The 19463-nt window shown below is 62.3% G+C and carries 18 protein-coding genes and 1 riboswitch; of the genes, 4 read left to right on the forward strand and 14 right to left on the reverse strand.

What is annotated here, in order from left to right; translation table 11 throughout:
• Positions 1-11: 11 nt before the first annotated feature.
• The 8 genes from OCV80_RS13290 to OCV80_RS13325 all read right to left on the reverse strand — a co-directional run bounded on the left by OCV80_RS13290 (position 12) and on the right by OCV80_RS13325 (position 9603).
• On the reverse strand, positions 12-2342 hold the full coding sequence (locus OCV80_RS13290) for a sensor histidine kinase (protein ID WP_136891330.1): 2331 nt from the start codon (positions 2340-2342) through the stop codon (positions 12-14).
• On the reverse strand, positions 2311-3018 hold the full coding sequence (locus OCV80_RS13295; RefSeq protein ID WP_025544704.1) for a response regulator transcription factor: 708 nt from the start codon (positions 3016-3018) through the stop codon (positions 2311-2313). The genes OCV80_RS13290 and OCV80_RS13295 overlap by 32 nt, the downstream gene beginning before the upstream one ends.
• 140 nt (positions 3019-3158) lie before the next feature.
• Positions 3159-4385: a sensor histidine kinase gene (locus OCV80_RS13300; protein WP_021751124.1), complete on the reverse strand. Its 1227-nt coding sequence runs from the start codon at positions 4383-4385 to the stop codon at positions 3159-3161.
• 67 nt (positions 4386-4452) lie between these two features.
• Positions 4453-5136 (reverse strand): response regulator transcription factor, encoded by a 684-nt coding sequence (locus OCV80_RS13305; protein ID WP_021751123.1) that lies wholly within the window; start codon positions 5134-5136, stop codon positions 4453-4455.
• A gap of 113 nt (positions 5137-5249) precedes the next feature.
• Complete coding sequence (locus OCV80_RS13310; protein WP_119310369.1) at positions 5250-6287, reverse strand: DUF4340 domain-containing protein; 1038 nt, start codon at positions 6285-6287, stop codon at positions 5250-5252.
• Positions 6288-6304: 17 nt separating this feature from the next.
• Entirely contained in the window at positions 6305-7723 is a 1419-nt protein-coding gene (locus OCV80_RS13315) for a Gldg family protein (protein WP_025544707.1), read from the reverse strand.
• Between the two features lie 16 nt (positions 7724-7739).
• Complete coding sequence (locus tag OCV80_RS13320; protein ID WP_021751120.1) at positions 7740-8606, reverse strand: ABC transporter permease subunit; 867 nt, start codon at positions 8604-8606, stop codon at positions 7740-7742.
• On the reverse strand, positions 8590-9603 hold the full coding sequence (locus OCV80_RS13325) for an ABC transporter ATP-binding protein (protein WP_025544708.1): 1014 nt from the start codon (positions 9601-9603) through the stop codon (positions 8590-8592). The genes OCV80_RS13320 and OCV80_RS13325 overlap by 17 nt, the downstream gene beginning before the upstream one ends.
• Before the next feature lie 435 nt (positions 9604-10038).
• On the opposite strand from OCV80_RS13325, the gene OCV80_RS13330 reads away from it, so the two are divergent.
• A complete protein-coding gene (locus OCV80_RS13330) occupies positions 10039-11559 on the forward strand; it encodes a 4Fe-4S dicluster domain-containing protein (protein ID WP_267288469.1) in 1521 nt (506 codons plus the stop codon).
• A gap of 75 nt (positions 11560-11634) precedes the next feature.
• Here the strand turns inward: OCV80_RS13330 and OCV80_RS13335 are convergent, their stop codons facing one another.
• From OCV80_RS13335 to rpsF, 4 genes are all read right to left on the reverse strand, one after another.
• The gene (locus OCV80_RS13335; RefSeq protein ID WP_021751116.1) at positions 11635-12555 is read right to left on the reverse strand and encodes an AEC family transporter; all 921 of its coding nucleotides are present in this window, start codon (positions 12553-12555) and stop codon (positions 11635-11637) included.
• Between the two features lie 161 nt (positions 12556-12716).
• Entirely contained in the window at positions 12717-12968 is a 252-nt protein-coding gene (rpsR, locus tag OCV80_RS13340) for a 30S ribosomal protein S18 (protein WP_021751115.1), read from the reverse strand.
• A 25-nt stretch (positions 12969-12993) separates the two neighbouring features.
• On the reverse strand, positions 12994-13446 hold the full coding sequence (locus OCV80_RS13345) for a single-stranded DNA-binding protein (RefSeq protein ID WP_021751114.1): 453 nt from the start codon (positions 13444-13446) through the stop codon (positions 12994-12996).
• Positions 13447-13458: 12 nt separating this feature from the next.
• Positions 13459-13755 carry a 30S ribosomal protein S6 gene (rpsF, locus tag OCV80_RS13350; protein WP_021751113.1) on the reverse strand — a complete coding sequence of 99 codons (297 nt, stop codon included), beginning with the start codon at positions 13753-13755 and terminating at the stop codon, positions 13459-13461.
• 192 nt (positions 13756-13947) lie between these two features.
• A riboswitch (TPP riboswitch) is annotated at positions 13948-14050 on the forward strand.
• Positions 14051-14358: 308 nt separating this feature from the next.
• Between rpsF and thiW the strand changes: the two genes are divergently transcribed.
• Positions 14359-14874 (forward strand): energy coupling factor transporter S component ThiW, encoded by a 516-nt coding sequence (gene thiW, locus OCV80_RS13355; protein WP_021751036.1) that lies wholly within the window; start codon positions 14359-14361, stop codon positions 14872-14874.
• 24 nt (positions 14875-14898) lie between these two features.
• A complete protein-coding gene (gene thiM / locus OCV80_RS13360; RefSeq protein WP_021751037.1) occupies positions 14899-15693 on the forward strand; it encodes a hydroxyethylthiazole kinase in 795 nt (264 codons plus the stop codon).
• Between the two features lie 60 nt (positions 15694-15753).
• On the opposite strand, the gene OCV80_RS13365 is transcribed toward thiM, so the two are convergent.
• Entirely contained in the window at positions 15754-16413 is a 660-nt protein-coding gene (locus OCV80_RS13365; RefSeq protein WP_021751038.1) for an HAD family hydrolase, read from the reverse strand.
• A gap of 93 nt (positions 16414-16506) precedes the next feature.
• Between OCV80_RS13365 and thpR the strand changes: the two genes are divergently transcribed.
• On the forward strand, positions 16507-17007 hold the full coding sequence (thpR, locus tag OCV80_RS13370; protein WP_119310371.1) for an RNA 2',3'-cyclic phosphodiesterase: 501 nt from the start codon (positions 16507-16509) through the stop codon (positions 17005-17007).
• A gap of 339 nt (positions 17008-17346) precedes the next feature.
• Here the strand turns inward: thpR and metG are convergent, their stop codons facing one another.
• Positions 17347-19398 (reverse strand): methionine--tRNA ligase, encoded by a 2052-nt coding sequence (gene metG / locus OCV80_RS13375; RefSeq protein ID WP_119310372.1) that lies wholly within the window; start codon positions 19396-19398, stop codon positions 17347-17349.
• Between the last annotated feature and the right edge of the window lie 65 nt (positions 19399-19463).

The following is a 19463-nucleotide window of genomic DNA, read 5'->3' on the forward strand; positions in this document are numbered from 1 at the left end:
GCTTTGAAGGCTCAGGGCTCCTCCGCCAGGGGGAAGGACACCACAGCGGTGAACAAGTCCGCCAGCGTCTCCACGTGGAAATCTCCGCCGCAGGCCTCGGTAAAGGAGCTGGCGATGGAAAGGCCCAAGCCGCTGCCGCCATCGGTACGGCTGGCGTCGCCCCGGACGAACCGGGCCGTCAGGTCCACGCCTGTGGGCAGCTCCTCCCGGGAGGTGTTGCGCAGGCTGGCCTCCGCCCTGCCCACCTCGGTCTTTAAGGAGAGGTAGACCCGGCTTCCCGCCAGGGCATATTTCAGGGCGTTGTCGATGAGGTTCTGGAACACCCGGTACAGCCGCCGGCCGTCAGCCGTGATCATCACCGGTATCTCCGGCAGCTCCATCCGGAAGGTCAGCCCGCTTTGGGAGATAGGCCCCTCCAGGTCCGCCAGGGTCTGCCGCAGGAGCTTGGCAAAATCCAGCCGCTCCAAGTGGACCGGCAGCTGGCCGGAGGCGGCCTTGCTGACCTCGAACACATCCTGGACCATCACTGCCAGCCGTCGGGCCTTCTCGTCGATGATCCGGGCGTAGTCCGCTGCGGCCCCCTCCAGGGGCTCCTGCCGCAGCAGTTCCGCATAGGAGAGCACAGAGGTCAGGGGCGTTTTCAGGTCGTGGGACACGTTGGAGATCAGCTCTACCTTCATCCGTTCGCTGCGGGTCTGCTCTGCCAGGGCCCGGTGCAGGCCCGCCTGGATGTCGTTCAGCTGCTCCGCGGTCTGATGCAGGTCTGCGTCCGCCGGCAGGTCCAGGGGCGTTTCCAGATCCCCGTCCCGGATGGCCGTCACTTGGTCCGCCAGCAGGCCGATATCCCGGACCAGGGTCCAGTCCCGCCGGATCCAGAAGATTTCCAGGACCCCTATCAGCGCAAAGGCGGGAACAAAAACGCAGATCACAGTCAGAGAAGAGTTCCAAAGCATTTCATACACAGGGACACAGCAGAGAACAGCTGTAAGCATAATGGCCCATAGTGCAAGGTTCCGCACCAGAGACCGCCGCCGGAGCCGCTTCTGCACCGGCAGCTTCAAGTCTCTTGCCAAGAATGCGTTTTTCAGCCCCCTCAACAGACTCCGCCGCTGCTCCCTTTCCGTGTTTTTCCGGGTGATGTGCCGCAGCCACAGCGCCCACACCAGCGCCAGCAGCGCCGGGGCATTGGCGGGCAGCAGCGCCGCCAGCCGCAGGGCGTCCGTCACGGTCGGACCCACCCAGCCGTAATACCAGAATTCAAAGGGAGAGTAGCCGCCGAATCCTGTGGAGAACACCATGGAGAGGACTGCCAGGGCAGCCGCCAGCCACCAGATCTCCCCGGGCACGCGGCGAGTGAGAGCGGCCAGCTTTTTCTCCGCCTTCCGCCGTTCCGCCCGCAGGAGACGGGTACTCACCAGATACGCAATGCCGAGCACACACAGCACTGCCCGCAGCAGGTAGAACTTCTGCATCCCCTGGATGCGCTGATACAGGCTGTAGAGATCGTTAGCGGGGCGGGACGCCCCGCCGCTGTTCGGCTGGAGATAAGGCACCGGCTCCTCCCGGACGGCCATGTAGACGGTCACATCCGCCGCGTCCTCCCCGGCCGTGAAATTCTCATAGCCGGGGACGTCCCACAGGGAATCCTCTGTAAAAAATCCATCGCCGTAAACGTCCACTGGCTCTCCATCCTTGGTGATGGTGACTGTACCGTTCTGGAAGGTCAGCAGAAAGTTGTAGCCCTCCGGCACGGCCCAGCTGGAGGAGAGGATCATATTCGCTGGAGCATTGCTGTAATAGGAGTCCTCCCCCGATCCCTGGACCCGGTAGAGGAGATTCTTGTCCTCTACATAGGAGGCGTCTGGCGCCTCCTCTTTCGGGGTTGCTATATCTTCTGTGGCAGTGTCCGTGGATCCCCACTCGTACCAGGTGATGCCAGCACTGGACACGACGTAGGTATCCCCGGAAGCAGTATCCCACCACTCCAGGTCGCTGCCAGTGGCCATAGCCAGAAAGGCCCGCAGCCGTTGGGCCACCTCCTGCCGGAAGGCTGGGGTCTCCTGCCAGTCTGTACTCCACCATCCGCTGCCGAAGGAGCCGCTGTCGACCCCGCTGGCCAGGCGGCCCGCCGTCTGTCCCAGGCTCCCCAGCACCAGGCTCACGCCCAGTACCAGGGCCGCCAGTCCGGCCGCCGCCCGCAGCCTGCCGCAGGTCTTTCCGGAGACGCGGACCTTCGCCACGCCCGGGGCGTCCTCCACCCCCTTCAGAGCCTCCCGGACCTCCCCGGCCACAAGTTGTTCCAGACCTTCGTCAGGTCCCGTGCTGTTCCATTTTGTATCCAATGCCCCACACCACCTTGATGTAATCTGGCTCCTTGGGATTGAGCTCGATTTTTTCCCGAATGCGCCGGATGTGGACCATCACCGTGTTTTCGCAGGCGTAGGCCGCCTCCCCGTCCCACACCCGGCGGTAGATCTCCTCCGCCGGGAAGATGCGGCCGGGGTTACGCATCAGCAGGTCCACGATCTTTGTCTCCGTGGCGGTGAGCTTCACCGCTTCCCCATCCGCCCGCAGTTCCCGGCGGTCCGGGTCGTAGGTGAGGCGCCCGTTGACGATGAGGCCCTGCCGCTCCTCCGCGTGGACGTCCCCCAGCAGGGTGTACCGCCGCAGCTGGCTCCGGACTCTGGCCGCCAGCTCCTGGGGGTTGAAGGGCTTGGTCACATAGTCGTCCGCCCCCATGGAGAGGCCCAGGATCTTGTCCGTGTCCTCACTTTTGGCGGAGAGGACGATCACCGGCAGGTTCCGCTTTTCCCGGATCCGCAGCAGAGCGGACAGCCCGTCCAGCTTGGGCATCATCACGTCGATGAGGATCAGCCGCACCGCCGGGTCCAGGGCCAGATCCAGAGCCTCCATGCCGTCATAGGCCCGCAGGACCCGGTAGCCCTCCCGCTCCAGGGTGATGGCGATGGCCCCCACGATCTCCGGATCGTCGTCTACCACCAGAATGCACGCGTTCATCTCGATCCCTCCTTGAGCTGATTGTAGCATACCAGGGAATTCTTACAAACACCCGGAGAAATTTCTTACAGATTTCTTACGGTTTCAAGCGGCACAAAAAAAGGGCCCTCCCGGGAAGGAAAGCCCTTCTTTTCAATGGCTCACTTTTTCAGCGGCATGGAGAAGAGGAACCGGGTGGAGGCCTGGTCGCTCTCGGCCTTCAGAGTTCCCTTGTGCTCCGTCGCAATGGAGGCGGCGATGGGCAGCCCCAGGCCGAAGCCGGACTGCTCCCCCCGGGAGGCGTCCGCCCGGTAGAATCGCTCGAACAGGCGGCCCAGCTGGTCCGGTGGGATGGGATCGCCGGGGTTGGATACCAGCAGACGGGCCTGCCGGTCTGTGCGCCGCAGGGTCAGGCTGATGGTACCCCCCGCCTGCCCATACTTGATGGCGTTGTCCAGCAGGACGCCGATCAGCTGGCGCAGTTTGTCGGCGTCGCCGGTGACGGTCACGTCGGGGGTGATGTCGCTCTCCAGGGGCTTTCCCGCCTCAAAGGCCACCGGCTCAAAGGCCAGTACGCAGTCCGTGGCCAGGTCGGAGAGCGAGACCTCCCCCATCACCGCCGTGGGAACCGCATTGTCCGCCCGGGCCAGGGTCAGCATCTCCTCCACCAGGGACTTCATCTGTCCGGCCTCGGAGCGGATGTTGTCCGCCCACCGGGCCGGGCGGTCCTCCAGCGGCGCCGCCTCCAGCAGTTCCGCATTGGAGAGGATCACGGTCAGCGGCGTCTTCAGCTCGTGAGAGGCGTCGGAAAGGAACTGCCGCTGCTGCTGCCAGGCTTTTGCCACCGGGCGGGTGGCCCACCGGGCCAGCAGGATGGAGACGCCCAGAAGCAGCAGCAGCGCCGCCAGACCGATTTGCAGATAGGAGCCCATGATCTCCTGCAATGTGGCCTGCTCCATGGACATGTCCACAAAGGCGATGCGCTCGTATAGTCCATAGTCCCGGCGCAGATACCGCAGGCCGTAGCTGTGGATAGTGCCCTCGGGCCGGTTCTGCTGGAGACAGTCGGTAAGAATGGTCTGCAGCTCCTGTGTGTCCTGCAGATTGGAATAGGTCCCGCCTGTGACAAAGGCCTCGTAGATTCCGCTGCGGTCCCAGAGATTCACCGTGAAATAGGGCAGCAGAACGTCTTCCCCGCCCCGGTTGAGCCCCAGATCCGGCCGGCCGCTGGGAGTGTCGTCCTCCATGACCCGCTGGAGCACCTGATGGCTGATGACCTCGATGTTCTGCTTGGCGGAGAAAAACACAGCCGTGAATACCACGCCCAGTACCGCGGTCACCAGAATCATGCACATGGCCACGAATTTGATCTGCAATTTTCGGATCATGGGAGGATCGCCCCCTTCCTGTCGAAAACTCTGTGGAAAAGTGGAAAAATGTGGACTTTGTGGAAAACTACGCCTCCTCAGGCGCTTCCAGGCAGTAGCCCACCATGCGGATCGTACGGATCTTCACCTGGGAGTGGAGATGGTCCAGCTTCTTCCGCAGGAAGGAGATGTAGACCTCCACATTGTTGTCCTCTGCGTCGGACTCATAGCCCCAGACCTTCAGCAGCAGCTTCTCCTTGGTGATGACCAGCTTCTGGTTCAGCATCAGCATCTCCATCATGTCGAACTCCTTCCGGCTGAGCCGCACGGAGCGCTCGCCGCAGGAGAGGGTGAAGGAGGTCTTCTCCAGCCGCAGGTCTCCGTATTTCAGGGCATCAGTCTGCCGCAGCTCCGGCTGGCGGCGGGTCAGGGCCCGGATGCAGGCCAGCAGCTCCTTGGGCTCAAAGGGCTTGGTGAGATAGTAGTCCGCACCGGAGTCCAGCCCGTTCACCCGGTCCGTCAGCTCGGACCGGGCCGTGAGCATCAGCACCGGCGTGGTGCTGCCCTCCGCCCGCAGGCGGCGCAGCACGGTGAAGCCGTCCAGCTTGGGCAGCATCACGTCCAGCAGGATCACGTCATAAATGGAGGTCAGGGCGTTGTCCAGCCCCGCCTCGCCGTCGTGGCAGACGTCCACCGTATAGCCGTTCAGCTCCAACAGGTCCTGGAGGGTGGCGGCCAGGCGGACCTCATCCTCCACCACCAGTACGCGCATGAAATCACCTCCGTTTGCAGGATCGCGCGCCGTTTCTGCCGGCAGCGCCACACAGGGGGGAGCCCGGGGGCTCCCCCCTGGTCAGATGAGACGGATGGGAAACGAGATCGAGTTTATTCGCCCGTGGCGTCCGCCGCAGTCAGGCCATTCTCCGCCACAGAGAGAATGGTGTCCACCGAAGCGGTGTCCATCTGGTAGATGGTGGAATCCCCCTCCATGCGGACGTAGTAGCCGGTCTGGTCCAGGTTCTCGCTGCCGAAGGTCAGGGTCAGCGTCCCCTCGGTACCGGTGTCGTTCAGGTAGAGAATGGTAACCGTGGCCTGGGGTGCGTCAAAGCCGCACAGGGCAGCGGCCTCGTCTGTGGGCTTGTAGTCCACGCATTTGGTGAAGGTCAGCGCCCCCAGCTCCGCCAGCAGAGAGGCGGTGTCCGCGTTGCCGGTGACGTCCTCGCCGCTGGCAGCCCAGGTGACGGTAACCGTTTCCTCCCCGGTCTCCTCGTCGGTGGAGGTCTCCTTGTCGATGGGCCGCAACAGGGTGCTGGCGGCGCCCTCAACGGTGACGGACTGGAGGTTTTCCTCCGTCAGCTGGGGCAGCTCCGGCAGGTCGCACATGTCATAGATGGTCTTGGACATCTCGGTGTACAGGGAGTTGGAGATGATATACACCGGACTCTCCTGTTCGTTCATCAGCATATAGTAGCTGTTGCCGTCCGTAGTGGTGTTGCCCAGGGAGATGGTCAGCGTCCCGCCGTCCGGCTTGGCTGCGGTCAGGGTGGCGAAGGGCTGGTCCAGGCCATAGGCCTCCAGCGTATCGCCCTCTGTAATGGTCTGCTGGGGTTTGAGGTTGGTGAGAAGGGTCAGGATCGACTGGATGGTGGAGTCGTCCAGGGGAAACTCCGGGTCGTCGGACCAGACCCACTTGCCCGCCTCGTCCAGATGGAAGGACAGCGTGGCGCTGCCGTTGTCATAGGTGAGGGACGAATAGGCGGCCTCCGTCTCCGTGATGACGCTGGCGGCGTCCTGGGCGGCGGCCTCCTCAGCTTCCCGCTGGGCGCTGGACCGCTTGACGGCGGAGACCACCGCCAGCAGGATGCCCAGGCCCACCAGGATCCCCAGCAGGAGAACCAGCGTCTTCTTCTGTGTTCGATTCATGCTTGTATGCTCCTTCGTCACAGTTTCCGGCGGTGCATCCAGCGGACAAAGCCGTAGATCAGCAGCGCCGCGGGGATCACCAGGATAAACAGCAGGCCCCAGATGCCGCCGGTCGTGATGGTATTGGTGGGCGTCAACAGGCTCACCGGCTCCACAGAGATGGCGGATACATCGTCAAAGCCCACAGTGGCGGAGTGGATGAAGAGATCCACGTTGTCAACATTGGTAAAGCTGTTGGTCACATCGGTGTTGATCAGCGTGTCCGCGCCGTAGACCGTCAGCCGGGCGGTGGTGTCCTCGCTGATCTCCTCCGTGGCCACGGCACCCACCACATAGGTCCCCTGGGTCATGTTGTCCGCGTCCAGCACGGCATAGCCGTTCTCCGTGGTGGTCAGGAAGGGCTGGACGGTGATGGTGTCCCGGGTGGGATCCGCCAGGGTGAAGCCCCGGGAGGCATAGAACAGGACCATGGAATCACTTGTGAGGCTGCTGGCCGCATCCACAGAGGTGTCCGCCTGCGCGAAGAACAGATAGGGGTTGTTCTGATAGCCCTGGGAGGTGTCCGCGATCATGCCGTCCGCCACCTGCATTCCATAGGCGGCGCACAGGGCGTTGAAGTTGGGCAGGTCCACCAGCTCACCGGCCATGTTGTAGATCACCTGGCCGCCCTCCGCCAGATAGTTCAGGATCATATCCAGCTCATCGTCCGCCAGATCCTGGTCCGGCTCGTTGAGGATCAGCAGGGAGCAGTCCTCAGGGATGCCGCCGTCGGTGAGCAGGTTCACCCGCTCCACGGACATGTGGAGCCGCGTGAACCGCTCCTTCACGCTGATGGGGACGGCGGTCTCGTTGTGGCCTGTGGTCTCGTACACCATCCGGGTCACGCCGGTGAGCACGCTGTCGATGGCGGAGGTCAGCAGGCTCTCCCCGTCGAAGTCCGTCTCCGTATAGGTGCCGTAATAGTAATACGACATCATATCATACCCGATTATGTCGCTGATGTCAAAGGACTCCTGCCGGCCGGTGGCCTCGCAGGTGACCACGATGGTATCCGCCCCCACACCGTACTGGGACAGGGCGGAGGGATAGACCGTGGGGTCGGTGTATTCCAGGGTCAGGTGGTCGCTGAGATCTGCGTAGATGTCCAGAAAGCGGACGATCCGGGTATCCAGTGTGTCCTTGTCGGTGAGCACGTGGATCACCACGTCATCCTCCAGCCCCGCCAGGTAGTCCTGAGAGGTCTCGCTGATGTTGTAGATCCCGCTGCCCGTCAGGTCGATCTGGGCCCACTGCTCCGGCAGCTGTGCCGCCAGCAGGTTGAACACCAGCACTGCCGCCACGGCCAGGGCCGTCAGTCCGGCGGAGAAGGCGCCCCTGCGGGAGGCGTGGCGCCCCGCGGTCTCCTGCAGGCTGTTTTTCCAATCACGATGTTCCATATTCACACGCCTCCTCTCAGTTCCACCGGCGCTTCTGGATGACCTGGACGGTCAGAAAGACCAGCAGCGCGCTGATGGACAGGTACAGCAGGATCCCGGGCACGTCGAAGACGTGGTCCGTGGAAAAGCTGTCGAAGGCGGAGAGCAGGGAGAACTTGCCCAGCACATCCGGCAGCAGGTTGGCGAAGACGGAGGAGTCCCGCAGGTAGAAGGCGATCAGCACCGCGGCGCCGGCCACCAGCACGCCGGCTGTGACCTTCCAGTTGTTGGACAGGGCGTTGATGAGGAAGCACACCAGGATCAGCACCACGAAGAAGCCCAGCAGAGACCCGACGGCGGTGGAGGGCAGAAAGCCCACCAGGCCATCCCACAGATACAGCAGGAGCAGCAGGCCGAAGGTGCCCACTGCGGCGATGATCTGGCTCTCCGTCAGAGAGGAGATCAGCATGCCCACGGCGATCTCCACCGCGCCCAGCAGGAAGAAGGCCAGAATGGCGCCGTAGTCCGCCAACAGGAAGGCCGTGCCGTTCAGCGCGATGATGAGGGGGCACAGGCAGGCAATGGCCACCGGCACGGCGAACACCGTCAGCATGGCGAAGTACTTCCCCAGCACTACGGCGGTGACGGATACCGGCGCCGTCAGCAGCAGCTGGTCCGTCTTGGTGTGGCGCTCATCCGCCATGGAGCGCATGGTGAGAATGGGGACCACCACCATGAAAATGAAGAGAGAGGAGCCCAGAGAGAGGGAGAAATAGGGGTATCCCTGAAACAGGTTGTAGGCAAAGAAATAGATGCCGATGAAGACCGTCAGAACCGCCACGAAGATCCAGCCGATCATGGAGTTGAAATAGGAGCTGACCTCCCGCTTATAAATCGCTTTCATCGCCGACCGCCTCCTTTTCCGCAGTTTCCACAGAGGTCTGGAACAGCGCCGCCGCCCGGGCGGCCACCGTATCGTTATCGTCCGTCAGATCCAGGAAGACCTCCTCCAGAGAGGCCGTCCGGGGCCGCAGCTCCAGCAGGGGCAGCCCCGCCTCTGCAAAGGCGAAGAACAGCGCCTCCCGGATGTCCCTCTCCATGTGGATGGCAAATCGGGCTGTGTCCTCCGTCCGCCCCAGCAGGGTCCGGCCGGTGATGCCCGCCACCCGGTCCAGCACGGCCTCCGCCGCCTCCGGCGCGGCCTTTGCCGTCAGTTCCAGGGAGCCTCCGGCGGAGAGCTTCTCCTCCAGGTCCTCCGGGGTGTCGCACACCACAAACCGGCCCTTGCGGATGATGAGGACCCGGTCGCATACCGCCCGGATCTCAGAGAGGATATGGGAGCTGAGGATCACGGTGTGGTCCTTTGCCAGATGCCGAATGAGATCCCGGATCTCCACCACCTGCTTGGGATCCAGGCCCACGGTGGGCTCGTCCAGAATGATGATCTTGGGGAAGCCCAGGATGGCCTGGGCCAGGCCGACCCGCTGGCGGTAGCCCTTGGACAGGTTCCGGATCAGCCGGGCGCTCATATCCTCCAGATGGGTCAGGGCCAGGACCTTCGTCAGCTGGTCCGTCCGCTGCTCCTTGGGGATCTTCTTCAGCTCCGCGCAGAAGCGCAGGTACTCCTCCACCGTCATATCAGGATACAGCGGCGGGATCTCGGGGAGATAGCCGATGCAGGCACGGGCGGCCTCCGGCTCCTCCAGAATATCGTGGCCCTCCACCAGGACCTGTCCCTCCGTGGCCGCCAGATAGCCGGTCATGATATTCATTGTGGTGGATTTTCCGGCGCCGTTCGGCCCCAAGAAGCCGAAGATCTGGCCGTCCTCCACCGTGAAGCTCAGATGGTTCACCGCATAGTGGTCGCCATAACGCTTCACAAGGTTTTTGACCTCGATCACACAAATAACCTCCTTCAGGAATGGAGACGGGCAGGGCCCGCCCCAGTCAGCTTTCACAGTATAAAAAAAGAAACTGAAAACTATCTGAAAGAATGAACAGAACTTCATAAACTGTTCAAACTTTTTAAAGGTTGTTTTTAGATTTTGGGGGTATGATACAGACATCCTCCAAAAAGGATAACTGATCCCCCCTCTCTTTTTTCATTTTTCATTTCCTTTCTCTCTGCGTGCGGCGGAGGGCGTCCATGACCAGGCGTCCTCCGCCGCACGCTGTCTTGCGCGAAAAGGGCGAAAAAGATGGAAAGATCCGGCCGGTCCAGGACTTTCCGCCGACTTGTTCTTGCAAACAGCCGGTGTTTCCGATATAATGATTCCGCAATTCTAAGTAGCCGGGTTCAGAATGCGACTGCCCGGTGAACAATGGAGGAAAAAAGAATGAGAGGCGTACACAGCGCGGTGGATGAGATCCGCCGCAATGTCTTCACCGAAGTGGCCCGCCTGGCCTATGAGGGCGGGGATTTGAAGCGGGTGGACATGATCCCCTACACCATCGTTCCCGGAGAGGTGGCCCGCCACCGCCACGACGTGTTTCTGGAGCGGGCCATTGTCCAGGAGCGGGTGCGGCTGGCCCTTGGCATGAGCCTGCAGCCCGCTGGCGAGCAGACGCCCGTCAGCGCCGGTATCCAGGAGGCGGCCGCGGCCGACGACAAATATTTTGAGGAGCCCCTGGTCAATATCATCTCCTTTGCCTGCAATGCCTGCCCCCCCAAGCAGATCCGGATTACGGACAGCTGCCAGGGCTGCCTGTCCCATCCCTGCATGAATGTGTGCCCCAAGGATGCCATTTATCTGGACAAGGACAAGCATTGCCACATTGACCAGGACAAGTGCATCAAATGCGGCCGGTGCTTCAACCAGTGCCCCTACCACGCCATCAGCAAGATTGAGCGCCCCTGCGCCGCAGCCTGCGGCATGGACGCCATCGAATCCGACGAGCTGGGCCGGGCCAAGATCAACTACGACAAGTGCGTCTCCTGCGGCATGTGCCTGGTGAACTGCCCCTTTGCCGCCATCGCGGACAAGAGCCAGATCTTCCAGGTCATCAACGCCATGAACCGCGGATCCAAGGTCATCGCCTGCGTGGCCCCCGCCTTTGTGGGCCAGTTCGGCAAGGCCGCCACGCCTGCCAAGCTGAAGGCCGCCATGCGGATCCTGGGCTTTGACGATGTGGTGGAGGTGGCCATCGGCGCGGACCTGTGCACCGTGGAGGAGGCCAAGGATTTCCTGGCGGAGGTGCCGGAGAAGCTGCCCTTCATGGGCACCAGCTGCTGCCCCGCCTGGTCCGTCATGGCCAAGAAGCTGTTCCCGGAGTTCAAGGACTGCATCTCCATGGCCCTCACCCCCATGGTGATCACCGCCCGCATGGTGAAGAAGGACCATCCGGATGCCCGGATCTGCTTCATTGGGCCCTGCGCAGCCAAGAAGCTGGAGGCCAACCGGAAATCTGTCCGGTCGGATGTGGACTACGTGCTGACCTTTGAGGAGCTGCAGGGCATGTTCGATGCCAAGAACATCGACTTCACCACCCTGGAGGCGGACCCGGAGGACGGCCTGAACGAGGGCACCTCCATGGGCCGCGGCTTCGCGGTGGGCGGCGGCGTGGCCGCGGCCGTGGTAGAGGCCATCAAGCACATCGACCCCACCCGGGAGGTACAGATCGAGTACGGCGACGGCCTGCGGGAGTGCAAGAAGATGCTGATGATGGCCAAGGCCGGAAAGCGCAACGGCTATCTGCTGGAGGGCATGGGCTGCCCCGGCGGCTGCGTGGCCGGCGCCGGCACCATCACCCCCGTGCGGGAGAGCACCCTGAATGTTGAGAAGTTCAAGAAGGAGGCCGCGGAGATCAGCAGCACCGCCAGCCCCTATGTGGACCGTCTGAAAGACGTGGAGGAATAACCGCTAAAGCAAGAAAGCGGGCCACCCAAAAGGGTGGCCCGCTTTGTGCGTTTTCCGGAAAAGCTGTGGTTCTGCTTACATTTGGTACAGAAGAACCATCAGCGGCATGGTCCCGATACAGAGAAGCGTGGTGATTACATTAATGGCGCCGGCGTAGTCTCCTTCATGACCGTAGACTTGAGCGATCTGAGTGACGTTAGCCGCCGCAGGGGCACTTGCTGCCAGCAGGCTGATCATCAGGATGGACTGGCCGTCCGGCACCAGGGCCGCAAGGCCAGAGTATTTGAAAATACACAGGACCACCAGCGGCAGGGCGATCAGCCGCAGGAAGGCCACCTTCCAGATGCTGCGGATGCGCAGGACCGCCAGCAGGTTCTGCTCTCCCATGAGCATGCCGGCGACAAACATGCTGAGGGGGCCGATGGTGGAGGCAATGGACTTCATGGTACCGGCGATTACCGTAGGCAGGGGCAGGTTCAGCAGAAACAGCAGCACACCCACAAACACGGAAATGATGTTGACATTCAGGAGAATTTTTTTCAGCGAGACATTCCGGTCACCACTCAGAATAATCCGGCAGTGACTCCACATGGGAAACTGCTGCACCAACTGAAACATGCTGCAATAGATGACCCACTCCGGCCCCAGGACCGCAGTCACCAGGGGGATGATGAGGTTACCGGAATTGGTGTAAATCAGGGAGGCCTGTTCCACCGGCGTCAGACGCAGGGGGCGGTGCAGTAAGGCCGTGGCAATGAAAAACAGAGCGTGGATGCCAATGGCGGCCCCGAGGGAGAGGGCCAGACCCTGAAGCAGCTCCGGCGTACGCTGGAGCTGGAAGGCGTTGATGATGACGCAGGGAGTGACCAGATACAGACAGACTTTGGACAGAACCCGGCTGTCCTCCGGCTTCAGCAGATGCAGGCGGACCAGGAGCCAGCCCAGGACGATACACAGAAAAAGCTGTACGATCTGTTCAAGCAGCATCAATACCATGAAAACGTTCCTCCATCCACACACAGGTGCGAGTTTAATCGTACCACGCCAAAAGAGGAAAAACAACCAGAAAGTTTATATAGCGTAAAAAAACTGGGACTGCAGTAAAAAGGCTCCCCCATCCAGCGGATGGGGGAGCCTTTGTTCAGTCACGGACTGCCTCAGTCGGTGACGTAGGGCAGCAGGGCGATCTGCCGGGCGCGCTTGATGGCCTCGGTCAGCTGACGCTGATGCATGGCGCAGGTGCCGGTGGTCCGGCGGGGCAGGATCTTGGAACGCTCAGAGACAAAGCGGCGCAGCTTGGCGGCGTCTTTGTAATCGATATACTCGCATTTGTCCGCGCAGAACTGGCAGACCTTGCGGCGCTTGCCGCGGTTGGGGCGAGCGGGTCTCGCTTCACGATCAAAAGCCATGAAATGGTTCCTCCTTTATCAAAAGTCAGAACGGCAGTTCGCCGTCCTCTTCGCCGATCTCGGCGAAATCGGATTGTCCGCCCATCGGTGCGGCGTTGCGGCCGCCCATGGGGGCGCTGTAAGAAGCGGGTGCGCCGCCGAAATCGCCGGCGCCGTCCCGTTTGGAATCCCCGAAGTAGACATTGTCGGCGACGATCTCGGCGCTTCTGCGCTTGCCGCCGTCCTTGTCCGTCCAATCGCGGATCTGCAGCCGACCCTCCACCACGGCCATGCGGCCCTTGGTGAAGTATTTGCTGACAAACTCCGCGGTGCTGCGCCAGGCCACCACGTCGATAAAATCGGTCTCCTTTTCGCCGCTCTGGGACTTAAAGTCCCGGTCCACAGCCAGGGAGAAGGACGTGACGGCGGTGCCGCTTCCGGTGCGGCGCAGCTCGGGGTCCCGGGTCAGACGACCCATGATGATGATCTTGTTGAGCATATCAATGCCCCCTTACTCGCCCTTGCAGACGATCAGGGAACGCATGATGCCGTCCGTGATCCGCAGAACACGGTCCAGCTCCTTCGGGAAAGAAGGCTCGCTGGTGAAGGTCATCAGGACGTAATAACCCTCGGTCTTGTAGTTGATGGGATAAGCCAGCTTGCGGCTGCCCCACTCTTCCACTTCCACAGCGGAACCATTCTGCTCAGCCAGGGTCTTGAACTTGGCCACCAGCGCGGCGGTGTTCTCCTCACCCTGTGCAGGGTCGATGATATACACGACCTCATAATTGGCAGAAACCTTTGCCATATTTGCACCTCCTTCTGGACAAATGGCCCCCATTCGGGATGGGAGCAAGGATATGCCTGCAGACTGCAAGCCATATTATTATATCGGAATTTCTGGAAATGTCAAGGAATTTTTCTCCCGGCTCTATAGGGGGGCAAATCTTTACACAAGATACTGCTTGACAAATTCCCGCGGGCGGTGTCATAATAAATGCGACAAAAACAGGGGAGCCCTCACGGGCTGAGAGGAAGCGGACCGCTTCGACCCTTTACCTGATGTGGGTAATGCCACCGTAGGAAGTTATGTATGAGCATCCGGCACGGCGGGCACCCTCTCAGGCGCCCGCTGTTTTTTACTTTGAGACGGAAGGGATGTGCATCGGCGAAAACAACATCCGGCGCCCCGGGGACCACCGGGAGCGGGCTGAGGGGGAGCGCCCTGGGCCTGGGCCGGCAAAACAGCGATGGGAAGCCGTGTTCCGGCGTGAGAGGAGGCCAGAAAGCCTCGACCGATTTTCCACAGCAGGCGGATGCCCGCCTGCCGACCTTGCATGGCAAGGGGAAAACGCTGTTTCGCACGCTGTTTTCTCCCTGCAAATTCTGATGGATCAAAGGAGCGATCTCTATGAAAACCAATTCCAAGAAGCTGGCCCTGGCAGGCGTGCTGTGCGCCGTGGCCGTGGTGGGCAGTATGCTTCAGTTTCCCGTATTCGGCAGCCAGTGCGCGCCAGTGCAGCACATGGTCAATGTCATCTGCGCCGTGTTCCTGGGCCCGGGCTACGGCGTGGCCGTGGCCTTCCTGGCCAGCCTGCTGCGCAACATCTTCGGCTTAGGCAGCCTCCTGGCCTTCCCAGGCAGTATGTGCGGCGCCCTGCTGTGCGGCCTGGTCTACTGGAAGACCAGGAATCTGCCCGCGACCCTGGCGGGCGAGGTGTTCGGCACCGGCATCATCGGCGGCCTGCTGTCCTATCCTGTGGCGGTGGCCTTTATGGGCGTAGTGGCCGGCTCCATCGCCTTTTACGCCTATGTGGTGCCCTTCCTGGTCTCCACCGTGGGCGGCTCCATTCTGGCCGGCATCCTGGTATTCACCCTCCAGAAGAGCGGCGCCCTCAAATCCATGCGGGCCGCATTGGAGCATTGATCCCAACTGAGAAAGGGTCCTTCCATGCTTGATTTCACCCGTCTGGACAAAGTCCGCCGCCAGCGGCCCCTGATCCACTGCGTCAGCAATATCGTCACCGCCAACGACTGCGCCAATCTGGCCCTGGCCGTTGGCGCCAGTCCCATGATGGCCCAGGCACCGGAAGAGATGGAAGCCATCTCCGCCGTCAGCGACGCCACGGTGCTGAACACCGGCACCCCGGATGCGGAGAAATTCCGGGCCTGCCGGATCTGCGCCGTCTCCGCCCGTCATCCGGTGGTGCTAGACCCGGTAGGGGTGGGCGCAAGTCCCTGGCGGCTGGGACAGGTCCGGGCGCTGCTGGACCTGTTCACCCCGTCCATCCTGCGAGTGAATCTGGGGGAGGCCCGGGCCCTGCTGGGGTCGGATGGGCAGGAACAAGGGGTGGACAGCCCGCTGCCCGCCAGCCGGGAAGCCCGGAGGGACACCGCCATGGACCTGGCCCGGCGCCGCGGAACGGCGGTGCTGCTCTCCGGTCCGGAGGATCTCATCACCGATGGGGCGCGGGTCTGGTGCGTCACCGGCGGCAGCGGCCGGATGTCTCTCGTCACCGGCACGGGCTGTATGCTGTCGGTGCTGTGCGGTGTGTTCGCCGCCGTGGAGCCGGACGCCGCCGCGGCGGCTGCCCTGGCCTCCGCCTTCTGGAAGATCTGCGCCCGCCGGGCGGAGCACCTGGCCGCAGACCGGGGCAGCGGCAGTTTCCGCACGGCGCTGCTGGACGCCGCCAATACGCTGACGGCATCTGACGCCGCCCGCGAGGCGGAGATCCTGACTCTCTGACAAAGAAGCCCGCCCGGTCCTGACGGACCGGACGGGCCTTCTGTTTTGCGAGGCAGGCGATCACTCCAGCTCCCGGGTCTCAAACATCTCCTCAAAGGAACGGATATAGTAGTCCGCCAGCCCGCGGATCTCCTCCTGGTGTGCCTCCTCGGACGCGTCGTACACCGCCGCCACCCGGAACCCGGCGGCCTTGGCGGTCTGGATGGCGTGGAAGGCGTCCTCAAACACCACCGTGTCCTTCTTGTTGGACTGAAGGCGGCGCATAGCCCGCTCGTAGATCTCGGCGCTCTCCTTTTTGCCGACCCCCACCTCCGCCACAGTGATAAGTCCCCGGAAGTAGTGGTCGATCCCTGCATGGCGGAGGGCTGCTTCCGCCAGAGGGCGGTCCGTGGCAGTGGCCACATACATCCACACGCCCTCCATCTTCAGAAGGGACAGAAACTTGTCCACGCCGGGCTTTGCCTGGACCTCATGCTGATAGAAATCCGCGACCCGGTCCACTACCCGGCCGATCAGCTCCTCCTCCGTCTGGGGGAGGTGGTAGTGCTCCTTGCAGTAGGCGATCCCGTGCCGGAGGGAGAGGGTCTTCAGCATCTCGTCGGTCTCCGGCTCGGGCTCGATGCCAAGGCCCCGCAGGACGCTGGTACCCAGGTCCCGCCAGATAGGCATGGAGTCCAGCAGGGTGCCGTCCATATCAAAAATCGCGCTTTGCAGTCTCATGGGAACTCCTTTCGTCTGTTGCCGATGGTCCCTATTGTACCACCGGAGCAGGCAAAAGCGCAATGAAAACCCCGTGAAAAGGAGGAAAAATTCATGCGTCTCTTTCTGGCCATCCAGCTGTCCCCCGCGGTGCGGGAAGCACTGCTGACCGCTCAGGACGCCCTGCGCCGCCAGGGCAGGGGCTCTTTCCCGCCGCCGGAGAACCTGCACCTGACCCTGGCCTTCCTGGGGGAGGCAGAGGACCCGGCCAGGGCCCGGGCCGCCCTGTCGGAGGTATCCTGCCGACCTTTCTCCTTGGCGGTGGGCGGCCCGCCGGGGCATTTCGGCGACCTGTGGTGGGCCGGTGTTCGAGCAGATCCGGCCCTGGAGGAGCTGGCCGTGTCCCTGCAGGCGGACCTCCGCTCCCGGGGCTTCTGCCAGGAGGACCGCCCCTGGCTGCCCCACATCACCCTGGTCCGCCGCTGGCGGGGCGAGGTCCCGCAGGTGACCGTCCCCCACGCGAGCATGGTGGTCCGGCAGATCTCCCTCCTGCGGTCAGACCAGATTGACGGCAAACGGATCTACACAGAACTCTCCCACAAATCCCTGCGTTAAAAAACAGCCGGCACCGTTAGGTGCCGGCTGTTTTTGCAGCGGAAAGGGGGTCTAGGGGAAAACCTAAGGTTTTCCCCAGTTCGTTCGCCGTTGGCGAACGAAGAAATTTCAATCATTTTCGCCGCGGCGTGTACGTGGCAAAAATCCCTTGACCCGTGCGCCCTGGGCGCACACACCAGTCCGCAGACTGGTGGTGGGGGAGGTCGAGGGGAAACAGCCGAAATGCCGCCAGCGGCGGAAAAAGTGAGTCTGTTTCGAGGCAGCGGCGCGATTGGCGGCCCGAACAGGGCCGGGAATTGCAATGCCGCAACGGTGTCAGCCTGCTCCCCCTCGAAGCCCTCAGCACAGCTTCGCGCCCGCCGGGATGGAATCATCCACCATGATGAGGTGCAGGCACTCCTCACCGTGCTCGGTGTGGACGGCGGAGATCAGCATGCCGTTGCTCTCCAGGCCCATCATCTTCCGGGGCGGCAGGTTCACAATGGCGATCAGGGTCTTGCCCACCAGATCCTCCGGCTCATACCACTTGTGGATGCCGGAGAGGATCTGCCGGTCCACACCGGTGCCGTCATCCAGAGTGAATCTCAGCAGCTTCTCACTCTTCTTCACGGCATCGCAGGCCTTCACCTTCACCGCCCGGAAATCGGACTTGCAGAAGGTGTCAAAATCCACCTTCTCCGTCAGCTGGGGCTCCACCTCGACGGCGGGCAGGGCGGCCTTTTTGGCCGCAGCCTCCGCGGCCTCCAGCTCCTCCAGGGCCTTGTCCATGTCCAGCCGGGGGAACAGGTTCTCGCCCTTGGTGACGGCAGCGGTCTCAGGCAGAGCGCCCCACTCCGCCGCGGCGTCCCAGGTCCGACTCTCCGCAGGGGCGCCGATCTGGGCAAAGAGCTTTTCACAGCTCTCCGGCATGAAGGGCGTCAGTAGGATGCCGCAGATGCGGGTGGCCTCCAGCAGGTTGTACAGCACATGGGCCAGCCGCTTGCCGTTGGTCTCCATATCCTTTGCCAGGGCCCAGGGGGCGTTCTCGTCGATATACTTGTTGGCCCGCTGGATGACCTTGAAGATCTCGTCCAGAGCCTTGTGGGGGGCGAAGGTCTCCATGTCCTCCTCATAGTCGAACCGGAGCCCCGCGGCCTTGCTCACTAGGTCCAGGTCAAAGAGGACCGGATCGTTGGGATCGTCAGATCCGAAGCACATCGTGGATGCCCGGCTTGCGGCAGACCTGGCGGTCTCTTTCTCCATCTCCGTGGCGCCGCACCCGGCAGGCAGCGCTCCGCCAAAGTACTTGCCCACCATGGCGGTGGTGCGGGAGACCAGGTTGCCCAGGTCGTTGGCCAGGTCGGTGTTGATGGTCTGGATCAGCAGTTCGTTGGAGAAGTTGCCGTCGGAGCCGAAGGGGAACGTCCGCATCAGGAAGAACCGCAGGGCGTCCACGCCGAACTTCTCCGCCAGGATATACGGGTCCACCACGTTGCCCTTGGACTTGGACATCTTGCCGCCGTCCAGCAGCAGCCAGCCGTGGCCGAACACGTGCTTGGGCACCGGCTCGCCCAGGCTCATCAGCATGGCGGGCCAGATGATGGAGTGGAACCGGACGATCTCCTTGCCCACGATGTTGACGCCGGGCCACCAGCCCTTGTCGTAGTCGTGGTAGCGGTCGTTGTCATAGCCCAGGGCGGTGATATAGTTGCTGAGGGCGTCCACCCACACATAGACTACGTGCTTGGGATCGAAGTCCACCGGAATGCCCCAGGAGAAGCTGGTGCGGGAGACGCACAGATCCTCCAGGCCGGGGTCCAGGAAGTTCTTCACCATCTCGTGGACGCGGCTACGGGGCTGGAGGAAGTCGGTGTTCTCCAGCAGATCCCGGACCTGGTCGGCGTACTTGCTCAGGCGGAAAAAGTAGGCCTCCTCCTCCGCGTCCTGCACCTCCCGGCCGCAGTCGGGGCACTTGCCGTCCACCAGCTGGCTCTCGGTCCAGAAGGACTCGCAGGGGGTGCAGTATTTGCCCTTGTAGGTGCCCTTGTAGATGTCGCCCTTGTCGTACATCTTCTTGAAAATCTTCTGGACGCTCTCCACATGGTAGTCGTCGGTGGTGCGGATGAACCGGTCGTTGGAGATGTTCATCAGCTTCCACAGGTCCTTCACGCCCCGGTCTCCCTCTACGATGTTGTCCACGAACTCCTTGGGAGTGACGCCGGCCTCCCTGGCCTTGGTCTCGATCTTCTGGCCGTGCTCGTCCGTGCCGGTGAGGAACATGACGTCCTCGCCCCGCAGGCGGTGATACCGGGCCAGCGTGTCCGTGGCCACCGTACAGTAGGTGTGGCCGATGTGGAGCTTGTCCGAGGGATAGTAGATGGGCGTTGTGATATAGAATTTTTTCTTTTCCATGGGATTCTCTCCTTTAAAACGGCAGCTCCGAATGGAAGAGCGCCGGTATTTGCCTGAATTATTAT

This window comes from Oscillibacter acetigenes, assembly GCF_025567605.1.
GTDB classification, from domain to species: domain Bacteria; phylum Bacillota; class Clostridia; order Oscillospirales; family Oscillospiraceae; genus Oscillibacter; species Oscillibacter welbionis.

What these genes read in the sequence shown, in the direction of transcription:
- OCV80_RS13295 (WP_025544704.1), bottom strand. Translation starts at nt 3,018, where the DNA reads ATGAACGCGTGCATTCTGGTGGTAGACGACGATCCGGAGATCGTGGGG.
- OCV80_RS13300 (WP_021751124.1), bottom strand. Translation starts at nt 4,385, where the DNA reads ATGATCCGAAAATTGCAGATCAAATTCGTGGCCATGTGCATGATTCTG.
- OCV80_RS13305 (WP_021751123.1), bottom strand. Translation starts at nt 5,136, where the DNA reads ATGCGCGTACTGGTGGTGGAGGATGAGGTCCGCCTGGCCGCCACCCTC.
- OCV80_RS13310 (WP_119310369.1), bottom strand. Translation starts at nt 6,287, where the DNA reads ATGAATCGAACACAGAAGAAGACGCTGGTTCTCCTGCTGGGGATCCTG.
- OCV80_RS13315 (WP_025544707.1), bottom strand. Translation starts at nt 7,723, where the DNA reads ATGGAACATCGTGATTGGAAAAACAGCCTGCAGGAGACCGCGGGGCGC.
- OCV80_RS13320 (WP_021751120.1), bottom strand. Translation starts at nt 8,606, where the DNA reads ATGAAAGCGATTTATAAGCGGGAGGTCAGCTCCTATTTCAACTCCATG.
- OCV80_RS13330 (WP_267288469.1), top strand. Translation starts at nt 10,039, where the DNA reads ATGAGAGGCGTACACAGCGCGGTGGATGAGATCCGCCGCAATGTCTTC.
- OCV80_RS13335 (WP_021751116.1), bottom strand. Translation starts at nt 12,555, where the DNA reads ATGGTATTGATGCTGCTTGAACAGATCGTACAGCTTTTTCTGTGTATC.
- rpsR (WP_021751115.1), bottom strand. Translation starts at nt 12,968, where the DNA reads ATGGCTTTTGATCGTGAAGCGAGACCCGCTCGCCCCAACCGCGGCAAG.
- OCV80_RS13345 (WP_021751114.1), bottom strand. Translation starts at nt 13,446, where the DNA reads ATGCTCAACAAGATCATCATCATGGGTCGTCTGACCCGGGACCCCGAG.
- rpsF (WP_021751113.1), bottom strand. Translation starts at nt 13,755, where the DNA reads ATGGCAAAGGTTTCTGCCAATTATGAGGTCGTGTATATCATCGACCCT.
- thiW (WP_021751036.1), top strand. Translation starts at nt 14,359, where the DNA reads ATGAAAACCAATTCCAAGAAGCTGGCCCTGGCAGGCGTGCTGTGCGCC.
- thiM (WP_021751037.1), top strand. Translation starts at nt 14,899, where the DNA reads ATGCTTGATTTCACCCGTCTGGACAAAGTCCGCCGCCAGCGGCCCCTG.
- OCV80_RS13365 (WP_021751038.1), bottom strand. Translation starts at nt 16,413, where the DNA reads ATGAGACTGCAAAGCGCGATTTTTGATATGGACGGCACCCTGCTGGAC.
- thpR (WP_119310371.1), top strand. Translation starts at nt 16,507, where the DNA reads ATGCGTCTCTTTCTGGCCATCCAGCTGTCCCCCGCGGTGCGGGAAGCA.
- metG (WP_119310372.1), bottom strand. Translation starts at nt 19,398, where the DNA reads ATGGAAAAGAAAAAATTCTATATCACAACGCCCATCTACTATCCCTCG.